The organism is Brachybacterium subflavum, from assembly GCF_009299795.1.
GTDB lineage: Bacteria > Actinomycetota > Actinomycetes > Actinomycetales > Dermabacteraceae > Brachybacterium > Brachybacterium subflavum.
In genome coordinates this window covers 657893-679392 of the sequence record NZ_VIGP01000001.1, presented here as the reverse complement: position 1 = coordinate 679392, position 21500 = coordinate 657893, and the positions used below count along the sequence as shown (strand labels likewise).

The 21500-nt window shown below is 73.7% G+C and carries 18 protein-coding genes; 10 read left to right on the top strand and 8 right to left on the bottom strand.

Annotation, left to right across the window (positions count from 1 at the left end; genetic code table 11):
* Positions 1 to 66: 66 nt before the first annotated feature.
* The 3 genes from purD to FHG10_RS17885 all read left to right on the top strand — a co-directional run bounded on the left by purD (position 67) and on the right by FHG10_RS17885 (position 4973).
* Positions 67 to 1380, top strand: a complete 1314-nt coding sequence (purD, locus tag FHG10_RS02980) for a phosphoribosylamine--glycine ligase (RefSeq protein ID WP_152351818.1) — start codon at positions 67 to 69, stop codon at positions 1378 to 1380.
* On the top strand, positions 1377 to 2378 hold the full coding sequence (locus FHG10_RS02975) for a phosphoribosylaminoimidazolesuccinocarboxamide synthase (protein WP_152351817.1): 1002 nt from the start codon (positions 1377 to 1379) through the stop codon (positions 2376 to 2378). Before purD ends, FHG10_RS02975 begins: the two co-directional genes overlap by 4 nt.
* A gap of 225 nt (positions 2379 to 2603) precedes the next feature.
* A complete protein-coding gene (locus FHG10_RS17885) occupies positions 2604 to 4973 on the top strand; it encodes an HNH endonuclease (protein WP_193636173.1) in 2370 nt (789 codons plus the stop codon).
* Between the two features lie 69 nt (positions 4974 to 5042).
* Here FHG10_RS17885 and FHG10_RS02965 read toward each other — a convergent pair whose 3' ends face one another.
* Positions 5043 to 5759 (bottom strand): MBL fold metallo-hydrolase, encoded by a 717-nt coding sequence (locus tag FHG10_RS02965; protein WP_152351816.1) that lies wholly within the window; start codon positions 5757 to 5759, stop codon positions 5043 to 5045.
* A 157-nt stretch (positions 5760 to 5916) separates the two neighbouring features.
* Between FHG10_RS02965 and purS the strand changes: the two genes are divergently transcribed.
* Together purS and purQ are read left to right on the top strand one after the other, a co-directional pair.
* Positions 5917 to 6174, top strand: a complete 258-nt coding sequence (gene purS, locus FHG10_RS02960) for a phosphoribosylformylglycinamidine synthase subunit PurS (RefSeq protein WP_152351815.1) — start codon at positions 5917 to 5919, stop codon at positions 6172 to 6174.
* Complete coding sequence (gene purQ / locus FHG10_RS02955) at positions 6174 to 6899, top strand: phosphoribosylformylglycinamidine synthase subunit PurQ (RefSeq protein WP_152351814.1); 726 nt, start codon at positions 6174 to 6176, stop codon at positions 6897 to 6899. Before purS ends, purQ begins: the two co-directional genes overlap by 1 nt.
* 16 nt (positions 6900 to 6915) lie before the next feature.
* Here the strand turns inward: purQ and FHG10_RS02950 are convergent, their stop codons facing one another.
* From FHG10_RS02950 to FHG10_RS02940, 3 genes are all read right to left on the bottom strand, one after another.
* Complete coding sequence (locus tag FHG10_RS02950) at positions 6916 to 7464, bottom strand: DUF805 domain-containing protein (protein WP_152351813.1); 549 nt, start codon at positions 7462 to 7464, stop codon at positions 6916 to 6918.
* Positions 7465 to 7604: 140 nt separating this feature from the next.
* Positions 7605 to 7922, bottom strand: a complete 318-nt coding sequence (locus tag FHG10_RS02945; RefSeq protein WP_152351812.1) for a winged helix-turn-helix domain-containing protein — start codon at positions 7920 to 7922, stop codon at positions 7605 to 7607.
* Positions 7919 to 8440: a hypothetical protein gene (locus tag FHG10_RS02940; RefSeq protein WP_193636188.1), complete on the bottom strand. Its 522-nt coding sequence runs from the start codon at positions 8438 to 8440 to the stop codon at positions 7919 to 7921. Before FHG10_RS02940 ends, FHG10_RS02945 begins: the two co-directional genes overlap by 4 nt.
* A 198-nt stretch (positions 8441 to 8638) precedes the next feature.
* Between FHG10_RS02940 and FHG10_RS02935 the strand changes: the two genes are divergently transcribed.
* The gene (locus FHG10_RS02935) at positions 8639 to 9601 is read left to right on the top strand and encodes a nucleoside hydrolase (protein ID WP_227487994.1); all 963 of its coding nucleotides are present in this window, start codon (positions 8639 to 8641) and stop codon (positions 9599 to 9601) included.
* Positions 9602 to 9659: 58 nt separating this feature from the next.
* Here FHG10_RS02935 and FHG10_RS02930 read toward each other — a convergent pair whose 3' ends face one another.
* The 4 genes from FHG10_RS02930 to FHG10_RS02915 all read right to left on the bottom strand — a co-directional run bounded on the left by FHG10_RS02930 (position 9660) and on the right by FHG10_RS02915 (position 14827).
* Positions 9660 to 10964 carry a class I SAM-dependent methyltransferase gene (locus FHG10_RS02930; RefSeq protein WP_152351810.1) on the bottom strand — a complete coding sequence of 435 codons (1305 nt, stop codon included), beginning with the start codon at positions 10962 to 10964 and terminating at the stop codon, positions 9660 to 9662.
* A 74-nt stretch (positions 10965 to 11038) separates the two neighbouring features.
* Positions 11039 to 12064, bottom strand: a complete 1026-nt coding sequence (locus FHG10_RS02925; RefSeq protein WP_152351809.1) for a MaoC/PaaZ C-terminal domain-containing protein — start codon at positions 12062 to 12064, stop codon at positions 11039 to 11041.
* Entirely contained in the window at positions 12061 to 13401 is a 1341-nt protein-coding gene (locus FHG10_RS02920) for a 3-oxoacyl-ACP reductase (protein WP_152351808.1), read from the bottom strand. The genes FHG10_RS02925 and FHG10_RS02920 overlap by 4 nt, the downstream gene beginning before the upstream one ends.
* A gap of 28 nt (positions 13402 to 13429) precedes the next feature.
* Positions 13430 to 14827 (bottom strand): acetyl-CoA C-acetyltransferase, encoded by a 1398-nt coding sequence (locus FHG10_RS02915; RefSeq protein ID WP_152351807.1) that lies wholly within the window; start codon positions 14825 to 14827, stop codon positions 13430 to 13432.
* Positions 14828 to 14948: 121 nt separating this feature from the next.
* Here FHG10_RS02915 and FHG10_RS02910 point away from each other — a divergent pair, with 121 nt between their 5' ends.
* The 4 genes from FHG10_RS02910 to rbsK all read left to right on the top strand — a co-directional run bounded on the left by FHG10_RS02910 (position 14949) and on the right by rbsK (position 21493).
* Positions 14949 to 15686: a TetR/AcrR family transcriptional regulator gene (locus FHG10_RS02910; protein WP_227487993.1), complete on the top strand. Its 738-nt coding sequence runs from the start codon at positions 14949 to 14951 to the stop codon at positions 15684 to 15686.
* On the top strand, positions 15683 to 17899 hold the full coding sequence (locus FHG10_RS02905; RefSeq protein WP_152351806.1) for an acyl-CoA dehydrogenase family protein: 2217 nt from the start codon (positions 15683 to 15685) through the stop codon (positions 17897 to 17899). The genes FHG10_RS02910 and FHG10_RS02905 overlap by 4 nt, the downstream gene beginning before the upstream one ends.
* Before the next feature lie 118 nt (positions 17900 to 18017).
* The gene (gene purL / locus FHG10_RS02900) at positions 18018 to 20372 is read left to right on the top strand and encodes a phosphoribosylformylglycinamidine synthase subunit PurL (RefSeq protein WP_152351805.1); all 2355 of its coding nucleotides are present in this window, start codon (positions 18018 to 18020) and stop codon (positions 20370 to 20372) included.
* Between the two features lie 200 nt (positions 20373 to 20572).
* Complete coding sequence (gene rbsK / locus FHG10_RS02895) at positions 20573 to 21493, top strand: ribokinase (RefSeq protein WP_152351804.1); 921 nt, start codon at positions 20573 to 20575, stop codon at positions 21491 to 21493.
* Positions 21494 to 21500 lie beyond the last annotated feature (7 nt).

Here is a 21500-nt window from a genome sequence, read left to right as displayed (position 1 = left end):
GTCGCGCCGTCCCGCTCCCCGGCGCCGCCCCGGGCCGCGCACCGGTCGGCCGGTAGGGTGTGCCGCGTGAAGATCCTCGTCATCGGCTCCGGGGGCCGCGAGCACGCCATCGTGCGCCGCCTCTCCCGCGACACCCCTGCCCCGGTCCTCCACGCCGCTCCCGGGAATCCCGGCATCGGCGACCACGCGACATGCCACGACGTCGCGCTCGACGACCACGAGGGCCTCCTGGCCCTCGCCCGCGAGCTCGAGGTCGACCTGGTCGTCGTCGGACCCGAGGCCCCACTGGTCGCGGGCCTCGCAGACGTGCTGCGCGAGGACGGCATCGCCGTCTTCGGGCCGTCGGCCGAGGCGGCCCGCCTCGAGGGGTCGAAGACCTGGGCGAAGGAGATCATGGAGGCCGCGGGCGTGCCCACGGCCCGGTCCGTGTCCGTCTCCTCCGGCGACGACGTGATCGCCGGCCTGGACCGGGTGAACCCGCTGCGCGACGTGCCCTTCGTGGTGAAGGCCGACGGCCTCGCCGCGGGCAAGGGCGTCGTGGTCACCGACGACATCGAGCACGCGATCGCGCACGGCCGCGCCGTCATCGGCGCGGGCGGATCGATCGTGGTCGAGGAGTACCTCGACGGCCCCGAGGTCTCCCTCTTCTGCGTGAGCGACGGGACGCGCGTGGTGCCGCTCGCCCCTGCGCAGGACTTCAAGCGCGCCCTCGACGGCGACGAGGGCCCGAACACGGGCGGCATGGGCGCCTACTCGCCCCTGCCCTGGGCGGACGCGGACCTCGCCCGCGAGGTCGTCGCCACCGTCGCCCAGCCCACGATCGACGAGCTCGCCCGGCGCGGCACGCCCTTCGTCGGCATCCTCTACTGCGGCCTCGCGCTCACCGCGCGCGGCGTGCGCGTGGTCGAGTTCAACGCGCGCTTCGGCGACCCCGAGACGCAGGTCGTCCTCGAGCGTCTCACCAGCCCCTTCGGCGAACTGCTGCTCGCGGCCGCGCACGGCGACCTGGGCGCCGTCGCCGAGCCCGCCTGGTCGGACGACGCCGCGGTCACCGTGGTCCTCGCGGCCCCCGGCTACCCCCGTCGGCCCCGCACCGGTGACCACATCTCCGGCTTCGACGAGGCCGCCGCGCAGGGCGCCGTCGTGATCCACGCCGGCACCGACGTCGACCCCGAGGGCCACCTGGTGAGCTCCGGCGGGCGCGTGCTCTCGGTCGTCGGCGTCGGCCCGACCCTCGAGGCCGCGAGGACGGTCGCCTACGCGGGCATCGATCGGATCGACCTCCCCGGCTCGCACCACCGCACCGACATCGCGCAGCAGGCAGCTGCGGACGAGGCGGCAGGGTCAGAGGCGGCAGGGTCAGAGGCGGCCGGGGCATGAGCCCGGCGACCCCGGACCTCCCATCGACCCCGGACCTCCCATCAGGCCCGGACGTCCCGTCGGCCCCGGACCGCGCACCGCGCACCGCGCCCCTGACCACGGCCCCCGCACTGCCGGGCTGGGACCTCGCGGTGAGCGGCAAGGTCCGCGAGCTCTACGTGCCCGCGGGCGAGGACCTCGCCCGCGCCCGCGAGGTGCTCGTGGTCGCGACCGACCGCATCAGCGCGTACGACTTCTCCCTCGCCCCCGGGATCCCCGACAAGGGACGCGTGCTCACGGGCATCTCGCTGTTCTGGTTCGAGCAGCTGGCGGACATCGTCCCGCACCACGTGATCTCGGCCGACGACGTCCCCGAGCAGGTGCGGGGCCGAGCGCTGCGCTGCCGTGCGCTGGACATGATCCCGCTCGAGTGCGTGGTGCGCGGCTACCTCACGGGCTCGGGCCGCGCGGACTACGAGCGCGACGGCGCCGTCGGCGGCCACACGCTGCCCGCGGGCCTCGTGGAGGCCTCGCGGCTGCCGCGCCCCCTGTTCACCCCGTCCACCAAGGCCGAGCAGGGGGAGCACGACGAGAACATCACCGTCGACCAGGCCCGTGAGCGCCTGGGCGGCGAGCTCGTGGACCGCCTGGACGAGCTCACGCGCGCCGTCTACGTGCGCGCTCAGCAGATCGCGGCCGAGCGCGGGATCCTGCTCGCGGACACGAAGCTCGAGTTCGGCTTCTCGCGGGCCGACGGCACGCTCACGCTCGGAGACGAGGTGCTCACCCCCGATTCCTCGCGCTTCTGGTCGGCCGACGCCTACCGCGAGGGCGTCGCCCAGCCCAGCCTCGACAAGCAGTTCGTGCGCGACTGGCTGACGTCCGACGCCTCCGGCTGGGAGAGGGCCTCGGGCCAGGAGCCTCCGGAGCTGCCGGCCGACGTGGTCGCGCAGACCCGCGACCGCTACGTCGAGGCGTTCGAGCGCCTGACCGGTCGGGAGTTCGACCCCGAGGGATGAGGCATGGGGGATGAGGGCTGGCGAGTGTCGTGCCCCGGACCTCCGCCCGCGCTGCTCCCTGCGCCCCGTGTGCTCCGCGCCCCTCGGTTCCATCGCGCGTTCCGCGGGCCCCTCCCTCCCTCGCCGCCCCTCTTCGACCGCCCCCTGCGAGACGTGACGCAGACCGCTTTCCACATCCGGCTCCTCAGCCCTTCGAATGTCGGTGCCCCCGAGGAGCATGGGTGCATGGACGAGGAAGACCAGGGCGCGACGAGCGCACGAGCACCGAGGAACGGCGGGATGGCCACCGCCACCTCGGCCTCGGTCACGGCCGATGGCCGGGTCCTCCTGCATCCAGGCCCTGCCCCCTCGGCCGCTCTTGCCTCGACGTCTCTCCCCTCGGCCACCGGCACCTCGGCCTCTCTTCCCTCGGCCGCTGACGACTCCCCCGGGAGCGATGGGACTCTCGACCTCGGCGCCGTCGCCGAAGCCCTCGGCCGGGTCGCGCTCTCGACCGACGCGTCCTTCACGGGCGCTGGCCCCGGTCTCGATGCCGCCGAGCTCTCGCAGGTCCTCGCCGTCATCGACCGTGCGCACTCGGCGCTCTCCGCGCTCGAGATGCGCACCATGACCGCCCTCGACGCCGCCGTGCGCGTCCAGGACACCGCGGAGGGCGCGCCCGCCCGGGACCAGGGCCGCCGCACCGCCGACGAAGTGCGGATGGCATCGCGCATCTCGCCCGCGCTCGCGTCCCGCCGCCTTCGCGCCGGGGAGCGCCTGGTGCGGGAGATGCCGCGCATGTTCGAGGCCCTCGCGACCGGTGCGATCACCTCCGAGTCCGCCTACGCGATCGGTCGTGCCGCAGGCCCCGTCCAGACGGATCTCCGCTCGGAGGTCGACGAGGTCCTGGACCAGCACCTGCCGGACCTCGAAGGGGCGAGCACCTCGCGCTGGTCCCGGGAGGTCGACGCGCTCGCCCAGACCCTCGACCCGCAGGGCGCCCCGCGCCGCCACCGCCGCGCCGAGCAGGAGCGCTCCGTGACCGTGCGGGCCGGTGCGCACGGCATGGGCACCGTGACCGCCCACCTCTCGGGACTCGACTGCCAGGCGATCCGTCGGCGGCTGTCACTCGAGGCGGAGAAGATGCGCGCCGCCGGCGAGGACCGCACCCATGGCCAGCTCATGGCCGACCTGCTCTCCGACACGATCCTGGGCCGCCACGGCGCCGTGGATCCGGTGACCCTGCAGATCGGCGTCGTCATCTCCGAACGCGCGCTCTTCTCCCCCGCGCACGGCGAGCCCGCGACGATCGAGGGCTATGGGGTGATCGACTCGGGTCAGGTGCGCGACCACGTGCTCGGCCAGGACATCGATACCCGACGCGGGCGCGCGCACCACTCCCTACTCGGCCAGCCGCCGCAGATGGAGTCCGTGCAGCCGACCCTCGACGAGGACCTCCCGCTGCCGGACGCGATCGCTGACCTCGCGGACCTCGCGGACCTCGCGGATCCCGATCCGCCCGCCCCGCAGGGTCCGCACCACCATGCAGCGGAACCGACCTCCGACACGAGCGGCGACGGCTCCCTCTCGCCCGCACGGATCCGCACACAGCAGGTCGACGCGATCACGGCGCACCTGCGTGCAGCGCGCGGCGCCCCGCCCGCGGAGGAACTGCGGGCTCTGGGCCCGCCGGGGTCGGGCTCGTCGACGACGAACCCGCCGAATGCGCTCCGCGACGAGGCCGAACATCCGGACCCGGACCGCTCCGGCACCGAGACCGCGGAGCTCAGCCCCGGCGAGCGGTATCGGCGGGCACTGCAGCTGCTGGAGGCCGAGGAGGAGATGGCCGACGAGCTGCGCCGTCTGTTCACACACCCCACCACGGGTGAACTGGTGGCGATGGAGTCGCGCTCGCGCGCCTATCCTCAGGGCCTCGCTCGGTACATGCGCATCCGCGAGGTCCTCTGCGCCGGGCCGTACTGCGACGCGTCGATCCGCCATGCCGACCACATCCGTCCCCATGCCGAGGGCGGCCTGACCAGCGCTCTCAACGGTCAGGCGCTGTGCGCGCACTGCAACCTCACCAAGGAGGCGCTGGGCCGCGCCGAGCACGTTCCGGCCGAGGACGGCAGCCACCGCGTCACCTGGACCTCCCGCCTCGGCGCCACGGCGACCGTGACGCCCGGCGCCCAGACCGGGCTTCCGATGGCGCGGACCGCAGTGCAGGCGCACGCGCTGGACGCAGATCCCCGGCCCTGGTTCGATCGCGACGCGGTCGACGGCCGGTCCCCCGTGAAGGGCCGCTCCCACCTGCGCCTCCTCATCGAGGAGCCCGAACTCGAGCCCGTCGAGGACCTCATCGCCCGCGATCCCTGCGCGGGGCGCTCCGCCTCCGACGAGGGCCGCATGCACCAGGCGGCGATGGACGCCTTCGGCCCGGCCTTCTCCGGCTCCGATGACGACTGGGACGAGCTCGACATCCTCGATGAACTCGACCGGCTCGACGCCCTCGGCCGGCCCGACGAAGACCTGGGAAGCCTCCGCTCGTCGGCCCGAGCATCCAGCGCGTCGGCTCCGGTGCCCAGCACGTCGATCCGACGGCGCGACGTCGGCTGAACGGCGCGACGCCGACTGGGGAACAGTGCCCGCGCCCGCCGCGCTCCCAGGGCCCGCCCCGGGGCCCTGTCACCCGGCGGCGGCGACCTCCACGACCCGCTCGCCCTCCGGCCAGTCGCGGACCTCGGTGCCCTCGGGTGCGAGGTTGGTGGACTGGGCGATGAAGATCGTCCGACCCTGCGTGCTGACGACGCTGTCGTGCACCGGCAGCGCGAGCACCGGACGGACCGCACGCAGGAAATCGATGGTCTCCTGCATCTTCGACCAGGGGGCGACCACGGCGAAGGCGAGCACGTCGATGCCCGAGAACTCCGGCACCACCTCGAGGGAGTCACCGGTCACGCCGAGCCGCGGCTCGCCCGGCGCGGAGATGACGAGGCCCGAGTTGCCGACCCGGGGGATGTCCGGGTGGATGATCGCATGCTCGCCGCCGACGGCCCCCACCTCGATCTCGCCGACCCGCTCCGCTGCTCCCGCGGGCAGCTCGACCAGCTGATCGGCACCGAGCTCGCCCTCGAACGCGCCTCCCGGCAGCTCCCGCTCCCCGCGCAGCCCCGCCGCGGTCTGCGGCTCCGCCAGCACGCGCACCTCGGGCGAGGCCTCGAGCACGCGGGCGAGCAGCGCGGGCGCGACATGGTCGGCGTGCTGGTGGGTGATGGCGACCGCGTCGTAGGGCCCCGCGGCGAGCACCGTGTCCGGGTCACTGAACGACCCGGGGTCCACGAGCAGCCGCCGACCCGCGGCCTCGACCGCGAGGCAGGAATGTCCCAGGTGACGGATCTTCATCGTGCGCTCCTTCGACGTTCTGGCAGACGCCCCGCGGACACCGTGCGCATCCGCGGTCCGTGCGCCTCTAGGATGAAGACTCGCACACCGCCGCGCGGGCGCGCACGTGCGCGCCCTCGCTGGTCCGCCGGAGCCCGCCACCCCGACAGGAGAACCCATGCCACGCGTCGTGGTCCACGTCATGCCGAAGCCCGAGATCCTGGACCCCCAGGGCAAGGCGGTCGCCGCCGCGCTCCCCCGGCTGGGCTTCGAGGGGATCGCCTCCGTGCGACAGGGCAAGCGCTTCGAGCTCGAGCTCGAGGGCCCGGCCGACGAGGCCGCGCTCGCGCGGGTCCGCGAGGCCGCCGAGACGCTGCTGTCGAACCCTGTCATCGAGGACGTCGTCGCCGTCGAGACCGTCGAGGAGCAGGCCTGATGCACATCGGCGTCGTCACCTTCCCGGGCACTCTGGACGACCGCGACGCGCTGCGCGCGATCAAGCAGGTGGGCGGCGAGCCCGTCGCCCTCTGGCACGGCGAGGACTCCCTGCGGGACGTCGACGCCGTGGTCCTGCCCGGGGGCTTCTCCTACGGCGACTACCTGCGCGCGGGCGCCATCAGCCGCTTCGCCCCGGTCATGGACCGCGTGGTCGACGCCGCGAACGGCGGAATGCCCGTCCTCGGCATCTGCAACGGCTTCCAGATCCTCTGCGAGACGCACCTGCTGCCCGGCTCGATGATCAAGAACGCCCACCGCGCCTTCATCTGCCGCGACCAGCCGCTGCGCGTGGAGAGCACGGCGAGCGCGTGGACCTCGGAGTTCGCCGAGGGCGAGGTCATCCGCATCCCGCTGAAGAACCAGGACGGCCAGTACGTGGCCGACGAGCGCACCCTCGCCCAGCTCGAGGAGGAGGGCCGCGTGGTCTTCCGCTACGTCGCCGGCGCCACGCACGGGCCCGAGGGATTCGAGGAGAACCCCAACGGCTCCCGGCACGACATCGCCGGCGTCCGCAACGAGCGCGGGAACGTCGTCGGCCTCATGCCGCACCCCGAGCACGCGGTCGAGCCCGGCTTCGGCCCCGACGAGCCCGGCCGCGGCACCCGCACCGGGACCGACGGCCGCCGCTTCTTCACCTCGGTGCTGGGGTCGCTGGTCGCCTGACCTGCGCGACCGCGCTCTAGGATCCCGCAGCGACCTGCGTCGCCGCTCGTCGCTGCGGGACGTCGTACCGTGCACCCTCCGGTGCGCTCGGCAGGAACGCGAAGACGAGAAGGACGAGCGGGCCGAGGTACGGGATCAGGTTCAGCAGCAGGAAGAGGCCCGAGAAACCGGCGTCGTGCAGACGCCGGCACTGCAGGGACAGGCTCGGCACGATCAGGACGATCACTAGCATCACCATCAGCATCACGCCGATGACCACCAGCGCCATGCCCGGGCTGTCCCCGAAAGTGGGGCCCATGAACGCGGGCTCTCCTCCCGCCTCCGTCTCCTTCGCCTTCTGCTCGACCCACGCGCTGCCGACCGCTCCCCCGATGATGCACAGAAGCACGGGGATGACGAACAGCAGGAGCACCGCGAGCTGGACCCACCAGAACTCCGAGCGGCTCGCGCGCCCGGAGAACGTCGCGAAGTTCCCCACCATCCGCGAGAGCGCCCGGATCGGTCCGGACACGTGCACGGGCCGGTCGAGGTGCGCTGCGACGCGCTTCGGGACAGGTCGGTTCACCGATCGATCCTCCGGTTCGGACGTGCTGCGAGCATGCTGCCCAGCACCCTACCGGAGGAGGCGCCGGCGGCGGTCGATCGGCCCGGCACGGGTACCGGGATCCGGACCGGGACCGGGCCCCGGTCGGCGCGGGCCCCGCGTCACTGCCCGGGCGGCCCCGCGATCGCCCGCAGATTCGCCAGGTGAGCGCGCCACCGGCGCACCCCGTCCTTGGTGAGCGAGAGGGTGGTGCGCGGGCGCTTGCCCACGAACCCCTTCGCGGCCTTCACGAATCCTGCCCCCTCGAGCTCGGTGATCTGTTTGGAGAGCACGGAGTCGCTGACCTGCAGCTCGTCTCGCAGTTCGCCGAAGGCGATCGACTCGACAGGGGCGAGAGCCGCGACGATCGAGAACCGGACCGGGTGCGCGAGCTCGGACTCGAGGTGGAAGCGGGGGTGATCCTTCGCGGTCGCGCTCATCGTGCCTGCACCTCCCCGCGCCCGGCTCCCTGACGGCGCCTCGCCTTCGACGCCGCCGCCTCACCGGTGACGGCGACGACGAACAGGACGAAGAACAGCGGGGTGATGACGAGGGCGAGCGTCGTGGTCGCGAGGATCATCCCGGCGATCCAGAGCACGCCCCAGATCGCCATCAGCGCGACCCAGCGACGCCCCAGTCCGCGGCGCCAGCGATCGCGGAAGATCCACAGCGGGATCATCGCGACTCCCACCCAGACCAGGGAGAGCACGAGCACGAGCAGGCGCGGGGAGAAGTCGGTCGACTCGGGCACGAGCGCCGCCAGGTGCAGGCCGATCACGGCGAAGGCACCGATCACGCACAGCATGCCGAAGGTGATGAAGGCCGCCGGGACAGCGGCCGGGAGGGTGCGGGAGCGCCCCTCGGCCTCGGCGAGGAGGCGACGGGCCTGGTGGTCATCGACTGCGCCCGGTGCGTCGCCCGGGACGGGATCGGGCGTCCTGTCGTCCGTGGTGCTCATGGTGGGTTCCTCTCGTCTCGGTCCTCCCGGGCCCTTGGTCGGGGCCGCGGCGTCATCGCTCGGGGCCTCGCGACCTCCGATGAAGTCATCACATCAAGTACTTTCCAATTCGTCAAGTACTTTCTCAAGATCTCTTCGTGCGCACGCCGTCACCGCTCCCCTCCGGGGGCCCCGGAGCGCGGCCCGTACGATGACCCGGTGACCTCCCCGCGCATCCCGCTCCTGCTCGACTGCGACACCGGCATCGACGACGCCATCGCCCTGACGTACCTGGCCAGCAGGCCGGAGGTCGAGCTCGCCGGCATCGTGTCGACAGCGGGGAACGTGACCACGGAGCACGTGCTCGGCAACAATCTCGCCCTCGCCGACATGCTCGAGCTCGATGCCCCGGTGGCCCGCGGGGCCGACGCCCCGCTCGCGCAGGAGCGGATGACGGCCGAGGACACCCACGGCCCCACCGGCATGGGCCACGCACAGCTGCCCGCGACGACCCGCGCGGCCGATGCCCGCAGCGGTGCGCAGCTCTGGGTCGACACGGCCCGCGCGCATCCCGGAGAGCTCGTCGGCCTGGTCCTCGGCCCGCACACGAACCTCGCGCTCGCCCTCGAGATCGAGCCCGAGCTGCCGCGCCTGCTCTCGCGCCTGCACATCATGGGCGGCGCGATCACTCACCGCGGCAACACCCTGCCCACCACCGAGTGGAACATCGCCGTGGACCCCGAGGCCGCCCAGCGGGTTCTCGCGGCCTTCTCCTCGGCGCCCCGGAGACCGGTGCTCGCGCCGCTCGACGCGACCGAGTCGGTGCGCTTCACGCAGTCGACCCTCGACGCCCTGCGGGGGATCTCCGATCATCCGGTGATCACGGCCCTCGCCGAGGCGCTGCGCTGGTACTTCGAGTTCCACGAGGCCGACGGCTTCGGCTGGATGGCGCACGTGCACGACCCGCTGGTCGCGGCGCACGCCCTTGTGCCGGAGCTCGCGGGGACGGCTCCGCTCGCCGTCGACGTCGAGCTCGAGGGCACGCTGACCCGGGGCCAGACCGTCGGCGACTGGCTGGGCCGCTGGGGCAGGGAGCCGAACGTCGACGTGATGACCGAGGTCGACGCGGACTGCTTCGTCGCGCACCTGCTGGCGGTGCTCCGGGCGCGCTTCGGCGCCTGAACTGCGCGGATCCTCCCCGCGCACGGATCAGGCGCGCCAGCTCCCCCGCGCGCGCGGATCAACCGCGGGTGGCCTGCAGCACGGTGAAGCGCCGGTCCCGAGCGCGCTGGCGGACGGGGCCGACGCGATGCTCGACCTCGCTGCGGTAGCGCAGATGGGAGTTGTGGACGAACCACAGCGCGCCGCCGGGGCGCAGCACGCGGGCCACAGCATCGAGCAGGCCGTGCACGAGCGTCGCGTCCACGGCGGTGCCGTCGTGGAACGGCGGGTTCAGCAGCACGAGGTCCGCGCTGTCCGCCGCCTGGCCCGCGAGCGAGGACTCCCAGAGCACGCGCACGCCGGCACCTGCCGCTTCGCCTGCACCTTCATCGGCGGCCGCACCCGCATCCGCATCCGCATCTGCCTCGATTGTCGCGCGCGTGGAGGCGACGGCGTCGAGGTCGTCGTCGGTCGCGAGCACTCGCGCCTCGGGGAACGCACGCCGCAGGTAGGCGGTCAGCAGCCCGTTGCCGCAGCCCAGATCCACAGCGGCGGGAGCGCCGCCGCCGGCAGCGCCCGGCGCGTCTGCCGTGCGCTGCGTTCTCGGCGCGTCTCCCGCGTCCTCCGCGTCCGCCGCCCCGGCGGCCTCGCCCGCGAGCACCGCGCGATCGAGGGCGTCGAGCAGCAGCATGCTGCCCGCGTCGGCCGACGCTCCCCCGAACACCCCGCCGATGCCGCGCAGCGGGACCCGGACCTGCTCGCCGCGGATGAGGACGTCGGCCCCGCCCTCGTGGACGGACGCAGACTGCACCTCGGCGCGCGGAGCGCGAGCGACCAGCGCCCGGGACTTGCCGATGCCGCGCGTCGCGTGGACCTCGTCGAACGCCCCGGCCAGGACGTCGTTCTGGGTGCGCGTCATGTGCTTGACGCGCCCACCCGCGACGAGGGCGGGAACGCCGGCGCGGGCGAGCGCGTGCGCACGGTGGTCGAGGGCGGCGAGCGCCTTGGGCAGTCGCGCCAGGGCGACCTGCGGGGCGCTCCCCTCGAACAGCCCGCCGATGTCCTCGGGGGCCCCATCGAGCCCCGCGATCACGAGCCGTCCCTCCCTGCGCGCTTCCGCATGCGCCTCGGCGAGCGCGAGCGCCCGCTGGGCGGAGGCCTCGTGCACGAGGACCCGGCAGGCGCCGCTCGCGACCTCCACCAGGGCGGCGGAGGTCAGTGCGCCGGTCGCGTCGTCCAGGATCACCAGGTCGCCGACGCCCAGCGGCCCCAGCTCCGCGCGGGCGCTCTCGAGGATGACGCGATCGGTCTGATCGGCGAGGTCGGTCCCGACCCCAGGAGCGGGCACGGGTGCGGGGGCGGGTGAAGGGGCGGCGGAATCCATCCGGTCAGTCTGTCGCCTCAGTGGACCGGGGTCCACTCCCACCGCTCCCCCGCTGTCCGGAGGTGCTCAGGCACTCACCCGCGATCGGCCGGGCTCACCGCGAGGGTGAAGTGCCGACGAGCGGGCTTCCCGCTGCGCGCCGACTTCCAGCCCACGCAGCGGGTAGTGCCGTCCTCGTCGTCCTCGTAGCGCACGAGCACGGTGCCGGGCAGCGTCACGGGCGCCTCGAAGCGCACGTCCCACTGCAGGGGCCGGGTGAGGTCGGGACGCGACTCGGTGAAGGCGCGCGAGGCCGTGAACATCCCGTGGGCGATCGCCCGGGGAAACCCGAAGGCGCGCGCCGAGAGCGCGGACATGTGGATCGGGTTCGCGTCGCCCGAGACCTCTGCGTAGCGTCGGCCCGTCCCCGCGTCCAGGCGCCAGCGGCCCGTCGGGGCCGGCGGGACGAAATCGCGGCGCGAACGGCCGGAGGCCCCCTCGCCGGAGCCCGACCGGCTCCCCGATCCCGACCCGTCGCCGGGCCCCGAGCCCGTGCCCGCGCCCTTGGCCAGGTACGTCGAGACGTCTGTCGCGACGATCTCGCCGTCCGCGGAGAGGAAGGTCGTCACCGCCTCGAAGGTGCGGCCCCTGCGGTGGGGCCGCAGATCGCGGGTGCGGCATTCGACGTCCACGAGCTCTCCGACCCGCACCGGCCGATGCTGCAGCAGGCGGTTCTCGGTGTGCACGAGCCCGAGCAGGCCCACGGGGAAGTCCGAGCGGGCCATCAGCGAGAGGCTCACGGGGAAGGCGAGCACGTGCAGCACGCCCGGGTGGACGAGGTCCGTCGCGGCTCCGCCCATCAGGTGGTCGAAGGCCGCGGCTCGCGCCGGGTCGATCCGCACGCGGCGCACGCGGTGGGCGACCTCGGGCAGCTCGCGCGAGCGCCGGGCGCCGGGCCGGCGGCTCAGCGCCGCCGCGTAGACGGCGGGGAACGAGGGGACGTCGGCGAGATCCCGGATCCTCTCCCCCTGCTGCAGGGTGCCGTTCCCCTTCCGCGCGGCGCTCCCCGTGGTCCCCGTGCTCTCGACGCTCCCCGCGCTCCCGGTGCTCTCCCGGCTCATCGGCCCACCAGGTTCTGGCCGCACACGCGCACGGTCTGGCCGCGCACGCCGCCCGCGCCGGGCGAGGCGAGGAAGCCGATGGTCTCGGCGACGTCGAGCGGGAGGCCGCCCTGCTGCAGAGAGTTCGCGCGCCGGGCGATCTCGCGCTGCAGCGGCGGGATCTTCGCGGTCATGTCGGTCTCGATGAAGCCGGGCGCGACGGCGTTCGCGGTCCCGCGCTCGCCGAGTCGGCGCGCGAGGGCGTCGACGAAGGCCATCACGCCGGCCTTCGAGGTCGCGTAGTTCGCCTGTCCGCGGTTTCCCGCGATGCCGCTCGTCGAGGCCAGCGAGACGACCCGGAGATCGGGGCCGACGACGGGCTCGTCGCTGGACAGCAGCGCCTCGGCGAGGGCGATCTGGCTCGAGATGTTCACGGCGATCACGGCGTCCCAGCGGTCCGCCGTCATGTTCGCGAACATCTTGTCGCGGGTGATGCCCGCGTTCAGCACGAGCACGTCGAGCACGATGCCGCGCTCGCGCAGGAAGGCGATGACGCGGTCGCCGGCCTGCGCCGAGGTCACGTCGAGCTGCAGCGGGGTCGCGCGCAGCTCGTTCGCGACACCGCTCAGCTCGCTGCCGGAGGCGGGCACGTCCAGGAGCACGAGCTCGGCGCCGAGTCCGGCGAGGGTGCGGGAGATGGCGGCGCCGATGCCGCGCGCGGCCCCGGTGACCAGTGCGGTGCGTCCCGCGAGGGGTCGTTCCCAGTCCTCGGGGAGGGCTCCGTCCTGGCGGGCGACGCCGACGATCTGCCCGTCGACGAAGGCGCTGCGGGCCGAGAGCAGGAAGCGCAGGGTGCTCACCACTCCGGGCGCCGTCAGCGGCACCCCGTCGGCGACCTGGATGCCGTTCGCTGTGCCGCCCTTGCGCATCTCGTGGCCGAGCGTGCGCACGAACCCCTCGACGCCGCCGCGCGCGGCATCCCGGGCGAGGTCCTCGCCCGTCGGCGGGCGCGAGATCGTCACCACCCGCGAGCCGGGCTGCAGGGAGCGCATGGCGCCCGCGAGGGGAAGCACGGTCGTGCCGAGGTCGGCGGGCTTCGCCGGGTCGTCGAGCACCACGACCACGGAGCCGACGGTCGCGGTCTCCTCGAAGCGTCGGCGCACGTCGGCGCCCCAGTCCAGGAGCAGAGCCGCGACCTCGTCGGCCCCGGGCGAGGCGCCGAGGACGACGACGGGGCCGAGGACCGGCTGCGGTCGGTCGGCGTGGCGCGGGAGGCGCGGCGGGTTCGGCAGGCCCGTCCGCTTGACGAGCGGTCGCCCCAGGGCGGAGCGGGTGAATCGGGTGTAGGCGTCGGTCATCGACGCTCTCCTCTCTGTGCGGGGCGGGTCACTCGCCGTCGGACTCGAGCAGGACCACTGTCCCCTGCCCGCCGGCGGCGCACACGGAAACCAGGCCCCGCTGGACGGCGCCCTTCTCGCGGGCGCGGGCGTGCAGGAGCTTCGCGAGGGTCGCGATGATGCGGCCGCCGGTCGCGGCGAAGGGGTGGCCGGCGGCGAGGGAGGATCCGGCGATGTTCAGCCGGCTGCGGTCCACGGTGCCGTAGGCGCCGTCGCGGCCCAGGCGCTCGCGCCCGAACTCCTCGGACTCCCAGGCGGCGAGGGTGGTCAGGACCGTCGAGGCGAAGGCCTCGTGGATCTCGATCAGGTCGAGGTCGTCGAGGCCCAGACCGTGCGCGTCGAGCAGGGCGGGGACGGCATAGGCGGGGGCCATGAGCAGGCCCTCGTCGCCGTGCACGTAGTCGACGGCGGCGGCGCGCGTGTCGACGATCCGCGCGAGCGGCGTGTGACCGTGCGCGGCCGCCCACTCGCGGCTGGATACCAGCACGCTCGAGGCGCCGTCGGACAGGGGCGTGGAGTTGCCGGCGGTCATCGTCGGCTCGGCCACGGCGGGGTTCGAGGTGCCGAAGACGGGCTTCAGCTTCGCGAGCTTCTCCATCGAGGAATCGGGGCGCAGGTTCTCGTCGCGTCCCAGCCCGCGGTAGCCCGTGACGAGGTCGTCGAGCAGGCCGGCCTGGTAGGCGGCGGCGAGGTTCCGATGGCTGGCGAGCGCGATCTCGTCCTGCGCCTCGCGGGTGATGCCCCACTGCGAGGTGGTGATGGCCTGGTGCTCGCCCATCGACATGCCGGTGCGCGGCTCGGCGTTGCGCGGAGGCAGCGGCGCGAGATCGCCGGGGCGCAGCGCCGCCAGGGTCTTCGCGCGCTGCATCGGCGTGCGGGCGCGGCTGAGGCGGTGCAGGAGGCGGCGCAGGCGCACCGAGACCTCGATGGGCGCGTCGGACGCGGAGTCGACCCCGCAGGCCACGCCCACGTCGATCTGCCCGAGCCGGATCCGGTTGCTCACGTGCATCACCGTCTCCAGGCCCGTCGCGCACGCCTTCGACATGTCGACGGCGGGGGTGCGCGCGTCGAGGGGCGTGCCCAGCACGCACTCGCGCGTGAGGTTGAGGTCGCCGGCGAGCTTGAGCACGGCGCCGCCGGCGACCTCGCCGAGCTGTGCGCCCTGGAGCCCGAAGCGGGCGACGAGCCCGTCGAGCGCGGCGGTGAGCATGTCCTGCTCGGAGACCCCCGCGTAGGCGCCGCCGGAGCGGGCGAAGGGCAGGCGGTTGCCGCCGAGGACCACGGCGTCGCGCGGGGACCCGGCGGCGCCGGAGTCGGAGCGGGCGGCATCGGAGCGCGTGGCGTCGCTGCGGGCGGAGTCGGTCGGGGACGCGGGAGCGTCGGTCACGGGACACCTCTTCGGGTCTGCGAGTCGGAGCGGCGCTGTCGCGGAGCGGACGAGGGTCCGCCCCGCTGCGCCTCGACGGAGACTTTACATGCAACCGCCGGTACTTGATACCTTTGGTTTCGTGAACGCAAGGATGCACGCGGCCGACGCCGCCACGACGACCCCGGCGGCCCCGTCCGCCGCGGGCTCCCCGTCGGCTGTCTCCCCGTCGGACGCCTCCCCGTCGGTCGGCTCCCCGTCGGCCGTCCCTCCGCCGGCCCCGGTGGAGGGCGACGGGCGCACGGCCCGCTGGGCGCGCCATCGCGAGCAGCGCCGCGCCGACCTGCTCGACGTCGCCCGCCACCTCATCCACGAGCGCGGGCCCGACGTGACCATGGAGGAGATCGCCTCGGCCTCCGGGACCTCGAAGTCCATCATCTACCGCTACTTCTCCGACAAGGCCCATCTGCAGCGGGCACTGGGCCTGCACATCCTCAGCGCGATGCAGAAGCGCCTCACCGAGGAGGTGCGGGGGCTCGCGAGCACCGCGGCGAGCGCGGGCGAGCGCGGCGTCTCCCCCGAGGCCCATCTGCGGGCGATGATCTCCACCTACGTCGACACCGCGCAGCGATCCCCGCACGTCTACGCGTTCGTCACCCGGCCCAGCGACGGGCTGAACCACTTCCTGGACTCCGCGACGCGCCTCGCCGCCGCCGCGCTCCCCGCGGGCCACCCCGCGCCCGGCATCTGGGCGGCCGGCGCCGTCGGCTTCGTCGAGCGCGCCGTGGACCGCTGGATGCGCGGCGAGGACGACTCCCGTCCCAGTGCCGACGACCTCTCCGACCACCTCGTGACATGGCTGATGAAGGGCATGCGATGACCACCTCGACCCAGAACCACGCTCAGAACCCCACGGACCCCACCCAGGACCAGGCACCGGGCTCGACCGCCGGCCCGACGCCGGGCCGCGCGGCGACGCCGTCCACCACGCCGACGGGGCCGATCCCGGTCCCCCGCGACGGCGACCCGCGCCTCGACGTCGACGCCGTGACCCGTGCCCTGCTCGGGAAATGGGCGGAGACCCGCCTCGAGGCCCGCGACCGCGCGGCGCGCCCGGAGATGCACCGGCCGCTGGACGCGAGCGTCGCCGAGCACCGTGACCGCGTGTTCGGGCAGCTGCGGACCCTCGCCGAGGAGCAGGTCTCGCTGCCCATGCTCCCCGAGCACCTGGGCGGTCCCAACGACAACGGCGCGAACGTCGCGGGCTTCGAGGAGCTCGTCGTCGCCGACCCGTCCCTGCAGATCAAGGCCGGCGTGCAGTGGGGCCTGTTCACCTCGGCGATCGTCCAGCTCGGCGACGAGGACCAGCAGCGGCGCTGGGTGCCGGCCGCCATGAGCCTGGAGATCCCCGGCGCGTTCGCGATGACGGAGATCGGCCACGGCTCGGACGTGCAGTCGCTGGGGACCACCGCGACCTTCGACCCCGAGGGCGGGGACGACGGGGAATGGGTGATCCACACGCCCTTCCGCGCCGCCACCAAGGACTACCTCGGCAACGCGGCGGTCAATGCGCGGGCCGCGACCGTGTTCGCGCGCCTGATCACGCGCGGCGTCGACCACGGGGTGCACTGCTTCTACGTGCCCGTGCGCGACGAGGCGGGAGAGATGCTCCCCGGCGTGCGCAGCGAGGACGACGGCGAGAAGGGCGGCCTCAACGGCATCGACAACGGCCGCCTCGCCTTCGACCACGTCCGCGTGCCCCGCACGAACCTGCTGAACCGCTACGGGGACGTCGCGGCCGACGGCGCCTACTCCTCCCCCATCGAGTCGCCCGGCCGGCGCTTCTTCACGATGCTCGGCACGCTCGTGCAGGGCAGGGTCTCCCTCGACGGCTCGGCGAACCGGGCGAGCCAGCTCGCGCTCACGATCGCGCTGACCTACGCCTCCCAGCGCCGTCAGTTCACGGCCGCCTGGCCCACCCAGGAGACGGTGCTGCTGGACTACCAGAGCCACCTCGCGCGACTGCTGCCCAAGCTCGCCGCGACCTACGCGGGCGCCTTCGCCCACGAGCAGCTGCTGCAGGCATTCGACGACGTCTTCTCGGGCCGCGGGGACACCCCCGAGGGTCGCGAGGACCTGGAGACCCTCGCGGCCGCCCTCAAGCCGACCTCCACGAGGCTCGCCCTGGACACCATCCAGGAATGCCGCGAGGCGTGCGGCGGGCAGGGCTTCATGGCCGAGAACCAGTTGGTGGGCCTCCACCAGGACCTCGACGTGTACGCGACCTTCGAGGGCGACAACACGGTGCTGCTGCAGCTGGTCGCCAAGCGCCTGCTCGCCGATTACACGAGCGAGCTGCGCAGCATCGACCGCGCCGGGATCGGCCGCTTCATCGCGCAGCGGGCCGACGTCCTCGCCCACCGCCACACCCCCTGGGGGCGCCTCGTGCAGACCGCCTCGGACGCGGGCAACGCACGGCGGTCCTCCGAGACGCTGCGGCAGGCGGACGTCCAGGAGCACCTGCTGGCCGAGCGGGCACGCGTGAAGGTCGAGGAGGTCGCGCTCGCCCTGCGCGCGGGCGCCAAGATGGATCCGGCCGACGCCGCCGCCCTCGTGAACAAGCACCAGGTGGAGATGCTCGAGGCGGCGCGCGCCCACGCGGACCTCGTGCGCTTGAGGGCCTTCACCGCGGGCATCGAGTCCGTCGGGGACGCGGGATCGCGAGAGGTCCTCACCGACGTGCGCGACCTGTTCGGCCTCTCCCTCCTGCAGGACGACCTGGCCTGGTACCTGCTCAACGGCCAGCTCTCCGCCCAGCGCGGCCGGCAGGTCTCCGCCGACATCAAGCGCCTGCTGTGGCGCCTGCGCCCGCACGTGCTGGACCTCGTCGACGCCTTCGACGTGCGACCCGGCCACGTGCGCGCCCCCATCGCGCTGGGCGCGGAGCAGGAGCGGCAGGACGAGGCGGCGGCCTTCTTCCGCGCCCAGCGCGCATCGGCCGATGCGCCGGTGAGCGAGAAGGCGCTGCGCGCGAAGGAGAAGGCCGAGAAGAAGGCCCGGGACAAGCAGGCGCCCAAGAGCGTCCGGCGCTGAGGCGGGCCGCGCAGGAGACCGATCCCGTGCGGTGGGCGGGCGCGCCCGCCGCACGCGCGCGCCCGTAGACTGGCCCGGTTCCCTCCACCGTGCGCGACGAACGGACGCAGACGAAGCGATGACCGCCCCAGCACCCCTCTCCGAGCACCACGACCCGCACGACCCGCTCGATGCGGCCGACGCCCGCTCCGACATCGACACCGTCGAGGACGCGATCGCGACGCCCGCGCAGGAGCAGCCGTTCGCGGCGCTCGGCCTGAAGGACGACGAGTACGCGCGCATCCGGGAGATCCTGGGGCGGCGTCCCACCAACGCCGAGCTCGCCATGTACTCGGTCATGTGGTCCGAGCACTGCTCGTACAAGTCATCGAAGATCCACCTCAAGACCTTCGGCGACCACATCACGCCCGCCATGACGGAGCACCTGCTGGTGGGCATGGGCGAGAACGCGGGTGTCGTCGACATCGGCGACGGCTGGGCGGTGACGTTCAAGGTCGAGTCCCACAACCACCCCTCCTACGTCGAGCCCCACCAGGGCGCGGCCACGGGCGTGGGCGGCATCGTGCGCGACATCATCGCCATGGGCGCGCGGCCCGTGGCAGTCATGGACCAGCTGCGCTTCGGCGCGATCGACCACCCGGACACCGCGCGCGTGGTCCACGGCGTGGTCTCCGGCGTGGGCGGCTACGGCAACTCCCTGGGCCTGCCGAACATCGGCGGGGAGACGGTGTTCGACGCCGCCTACCAGACGAACCCGCTGGTGAACGCGCTGGCCGTCGGCGTGCTGCGCCACGAGGACATCCACCTGGCGTCGGCCACCGGCACCGGCAACAAGGTGGTGCTGTTCGGCGCCCGCACGGGCGGGGACGGCATCGGCGGCGCCTCGATCCTCGCCTCGGAGACCTTCGAGGAGGGCGGCCCCGTGAAGCGCCCGAGCGTGCAGGTGGGCGACCCCTTCATGGAGAAGGTGCTCATCGAGTGCTGCCTCGAGCTGTTCCACGGCGGAGTGGTCGAGGGCATCCAGGACCTCGGTGCGGCGGGCATCTCGTGCGCGACCAGCGAGCTCGCCTCCAACGGCGGCTCCGGCATGCACGTGGACCTCGAGAACGTGCTGCTGCGCGACCCCACGCTGAACGCCGGCGAGATCCTCATGAGCGAGTCGCAGGAGCGCATGATGGCGGTGGTGACGCCCGAGAACCTCGAGGCGTTCCTCGCGATCACCGCCAAATGGGACGTGGAGACGGCGGTGATCGGCGAGGTCACGGGCGACGGCCGCCTCACCATCGACCACCACGGCCGCCGCATCGTCGACGTCGACCCGGTGACGGTGGCCCACGGCGGCCCGACCTACGACCGTCCCTTCGCGCGCCCCGACTGGCAGGACGCGCTGCAGGCCGACCGCGCCGAGGACCTGGCGCGCCCCGCCTCGGCCGGGGAGATCGGCGCCGCCGTGCGCGCCCTCGTCGCCTCCCCGAACCTCTCCTCCTCCCACTGGGTGACCGACCAGTACGACCGCTACGTGGGCGGGCAGACGGCGCTCGCCATGCCCGACGACGCGGGCGTGCTGCGCGTGGACGAGACCACGCACCGCGGGGTCGCGATCGCGACTGACGCGAACGGCCGCTACACGAAGCTCGACCCCCGCACCGGCGCCCGCCTCGCCCTCGCCGAGGCCTACCGCAACGTCGCGACCGTGGGCGCCCGGCCGCTCGCGGTCACGGACTGCCTGAACTTCGGCTCCCCCGAGGACCCGGGCCCGATGTGGCAGCTCGTCGAGGCGATCCACGGGCTCGCCGAAGCCTGCCAGACGCTCGGCGTCCCGGTGACCGGCGGCAACGTCTCCCTGTACAACTCGACCGGTGAGGCGGGGCGCATCGACTCCGCGATCCACCCGACGCCCGTCGTCGGCGTGCTCGGGGTGATGGACGACGTCACCGCACGCACCCCCTCGGGCTGGCACGAGGCCGGTCAGTCCGTCGTGCTGCTGGGCGCCACCCGCGAGGAGCTCTCCGGCTCGGCGTGGGCACAGGTCGCCCACGACCACCTGGGCGGGCTGCCCCCGCAGGTCGACCTCGAGGCCGAGCGGGAGCTCGCGGAGGTCCTGATCGGCGCCGGCGCGAGCGGTCTCGCGGCCGCCGCGCACGACCTCTCCGAGGGCGGCCTCGTCCAGGCGCTCGTGGAGTCGACCACCCGGTTCGGCGTCGGCGCGCAGGTCGATCTCGCGGACGTGCTCGCGCGCGATGGGATCGACCTGTTCACGGCGCTCGTCTCCGAGTCCCAGGCCCGCGCCCTCGTGGCCGTCGACGCGGCGCGCGAGAGCGAGCTGCTCGAGCTCGCGCGCGAGCACGGCGTGCCGGCGCTGGTCATCGGCACCACGGGGGGCGAGGCGCTCTCGATCTCCTCCCTCGAGGCGCTCCCCCTCTCCGAGCTGCGCTCCCTGCGCGAGGGGACGCTGCCGCAGCACTTCGGCTGAGCGCGATGCACGAGGCGGCCGGCAGGGCACCGGGCGACGGGACTCCCGACGCCGGCGCCGTGATCCCCGCGTCTCCGACACCGCGGGCACGATGCGCTCCAGCTTCATCGCGGACCTGTTCTGCTTCGCCGCCGTGCTGGTGTACGTCCTGATCCTGCGCCGTCGCAGCCGGCGGACGACGACCCTCGAGGACCGCTGAGATGACGCACGCGACGAGCGCTCCCGAGGGGCCGACGGGTCGGATCGCCGTCGTCGGCTCGAACATGGTCGACCTCATCTCCTACATCCACCGGATGCCCGGCGAGGGCGAGACGGTCGAGGCGCCGGACTTCCGCATGGGCTGCGGCGGCAAGGGCGCGAACCAGGCGGTGGCCGCGGCGCGGCTGGGGTCCGAGGTCGTGATGGTCACGCGCGTGGGCGACGACGTCTTCGCCGAGACCACGCTGAAGAACTTCGAGGACAACCGCATCGGCACCGAGCACGTGCTGCGCACACGGGCCTCCTCCGGGGTCGCCCCGATCTTCGTGGACCCCGAGTCGCGCAACTCGATCCTCATCATCAAGGGGGCGAACGCCCTGCTCACCCCGCAGGACGTCGAGGACGCGCGGGACGCGATCGCGCGCTGCGAGCTCATCGTCCTCCAGCTGGAGATCCCGCTGGAGACCGTCGCGGCCGCGATGGCGCTGGGGGCCGAGCTCGACATCCCCGTGCTGCTGAACCCCGCTCCCGCCTCCCCCGACCTGGACCTCTCCCGCATCACCGGGGTCGAGTTCCTCGTGCCCAACGAGTCGGAGCTCGAGCTGCTCACCGGGATGCCGGTCGACGGGCTCGAGGACATCCAGCGCGCCGCCGAGGGCCTGCTCGCCGCGGGCATCCGCAACGTCATCGTCACCCTCGGTGCGCGCGGCGCCCTGTGGATCCGCGAGCGCGGTCGCGAGATCATCGGCGCCCCGGCGGTGCGGGCCGTGGACACGACGGGCGCCGGCGACGCGTTCATCGGCTGCTTCGCGACGCAGTGGGTGCGCACGCGCGACGTCGCCGGGGCGATCCGGGCAGGCACCGCCTACGCGGCGGACTCGGTCACCCGCCAGGGCACCCAGTCCTCGTACGCGTGGGCCTGAGCGCCCG

Coding starts and splice junctions, on each gene's coding strand:
- FHG10_RS02940 (WP_193636188.1), bottom strand. CDS start 8,440: ATGAGCACCACGGACGACAGGACGCCCGATCCCGTCCCGGGCGACGCA.
- FHG10_RS17885 (WP_193636173.1), top strand. CDS start 2,604: ATGGACGAGGAAGACCAGGGCGCGACGAGCGCACGAGCACCGAGGAAC.
- FHG10_RS02945 (WP_152351812.1), bottom strand. CDS start 7,922: ATGAGCGCGACCGCGAAGGATCACCCCCGCTTCCACCTCGAGTCCGAG.
- FHG10_RS02930 (WP_152351810.1), bottom strand. CDS start 10,964: ATGGATTCCGCCGCCCCTTCACCCGCCCCCGCACCCGTGCCCGCTCCT.
- FHG10_RS02905 (WP_152351806.1), top strand. CDS start 15,683: ATGACCACCTCGACCCAGAACCACGCTCAGAACCCCACGGACCCCACC.
- FHG10_RS02925 (WP_152351809.1), bottom strand. CDS start 12,064: ATGAGCCGGGAGAGCACCGGGAGCGCGGGGAGCGTCGAGAGCACGGGG.
- purL (WP_152351805.1), top strand. CDS start 18,018: ATGACCGCCCCAGCACCCCTCTCCGAGCACCACGACCCGCACGACCCG.
- purS (WP_152351815.1), top strand. CDS start 5,917: ATGCCACGCGTCGTGGTCCACGTCATGCCGAAGCCCGAGATCCTGGAC.
- purQ (WP_152351814.1), top strand. CDS start 6,174: ATGCACATCGGCGTCGTCACCTTCCCGGGCACTCTGGACGACCGCGAC.
- FHG10_RS02975 (WP_152351817.1), top strand. CDS start 1,377: ATGAGCCCGGCGACCCCGGACCTCCCATCGACCCCGGACCTCCCATCA.
- FHG10_RS02965 (WP_152351816.1), bottom strand. CDS start 5,759: ATGAAGATCCGTCACCTGGGACATTCCTGCCTCGCGGTCGAGGCCGCG.
- FHG10_RS02920 (WP_152351808.1), bottom strand. CDS start 13,401: ATGACCGACGCCTACACCCGATTCACCCGCTCCGCCCTGGGGCGACCG.
- rbsK (WP_152351804.1), top strand. CDS start 20,573: ATGACGCACGCGACGAGCGCTCCCGAGGGGCCGACGGGTCGGATCGCC.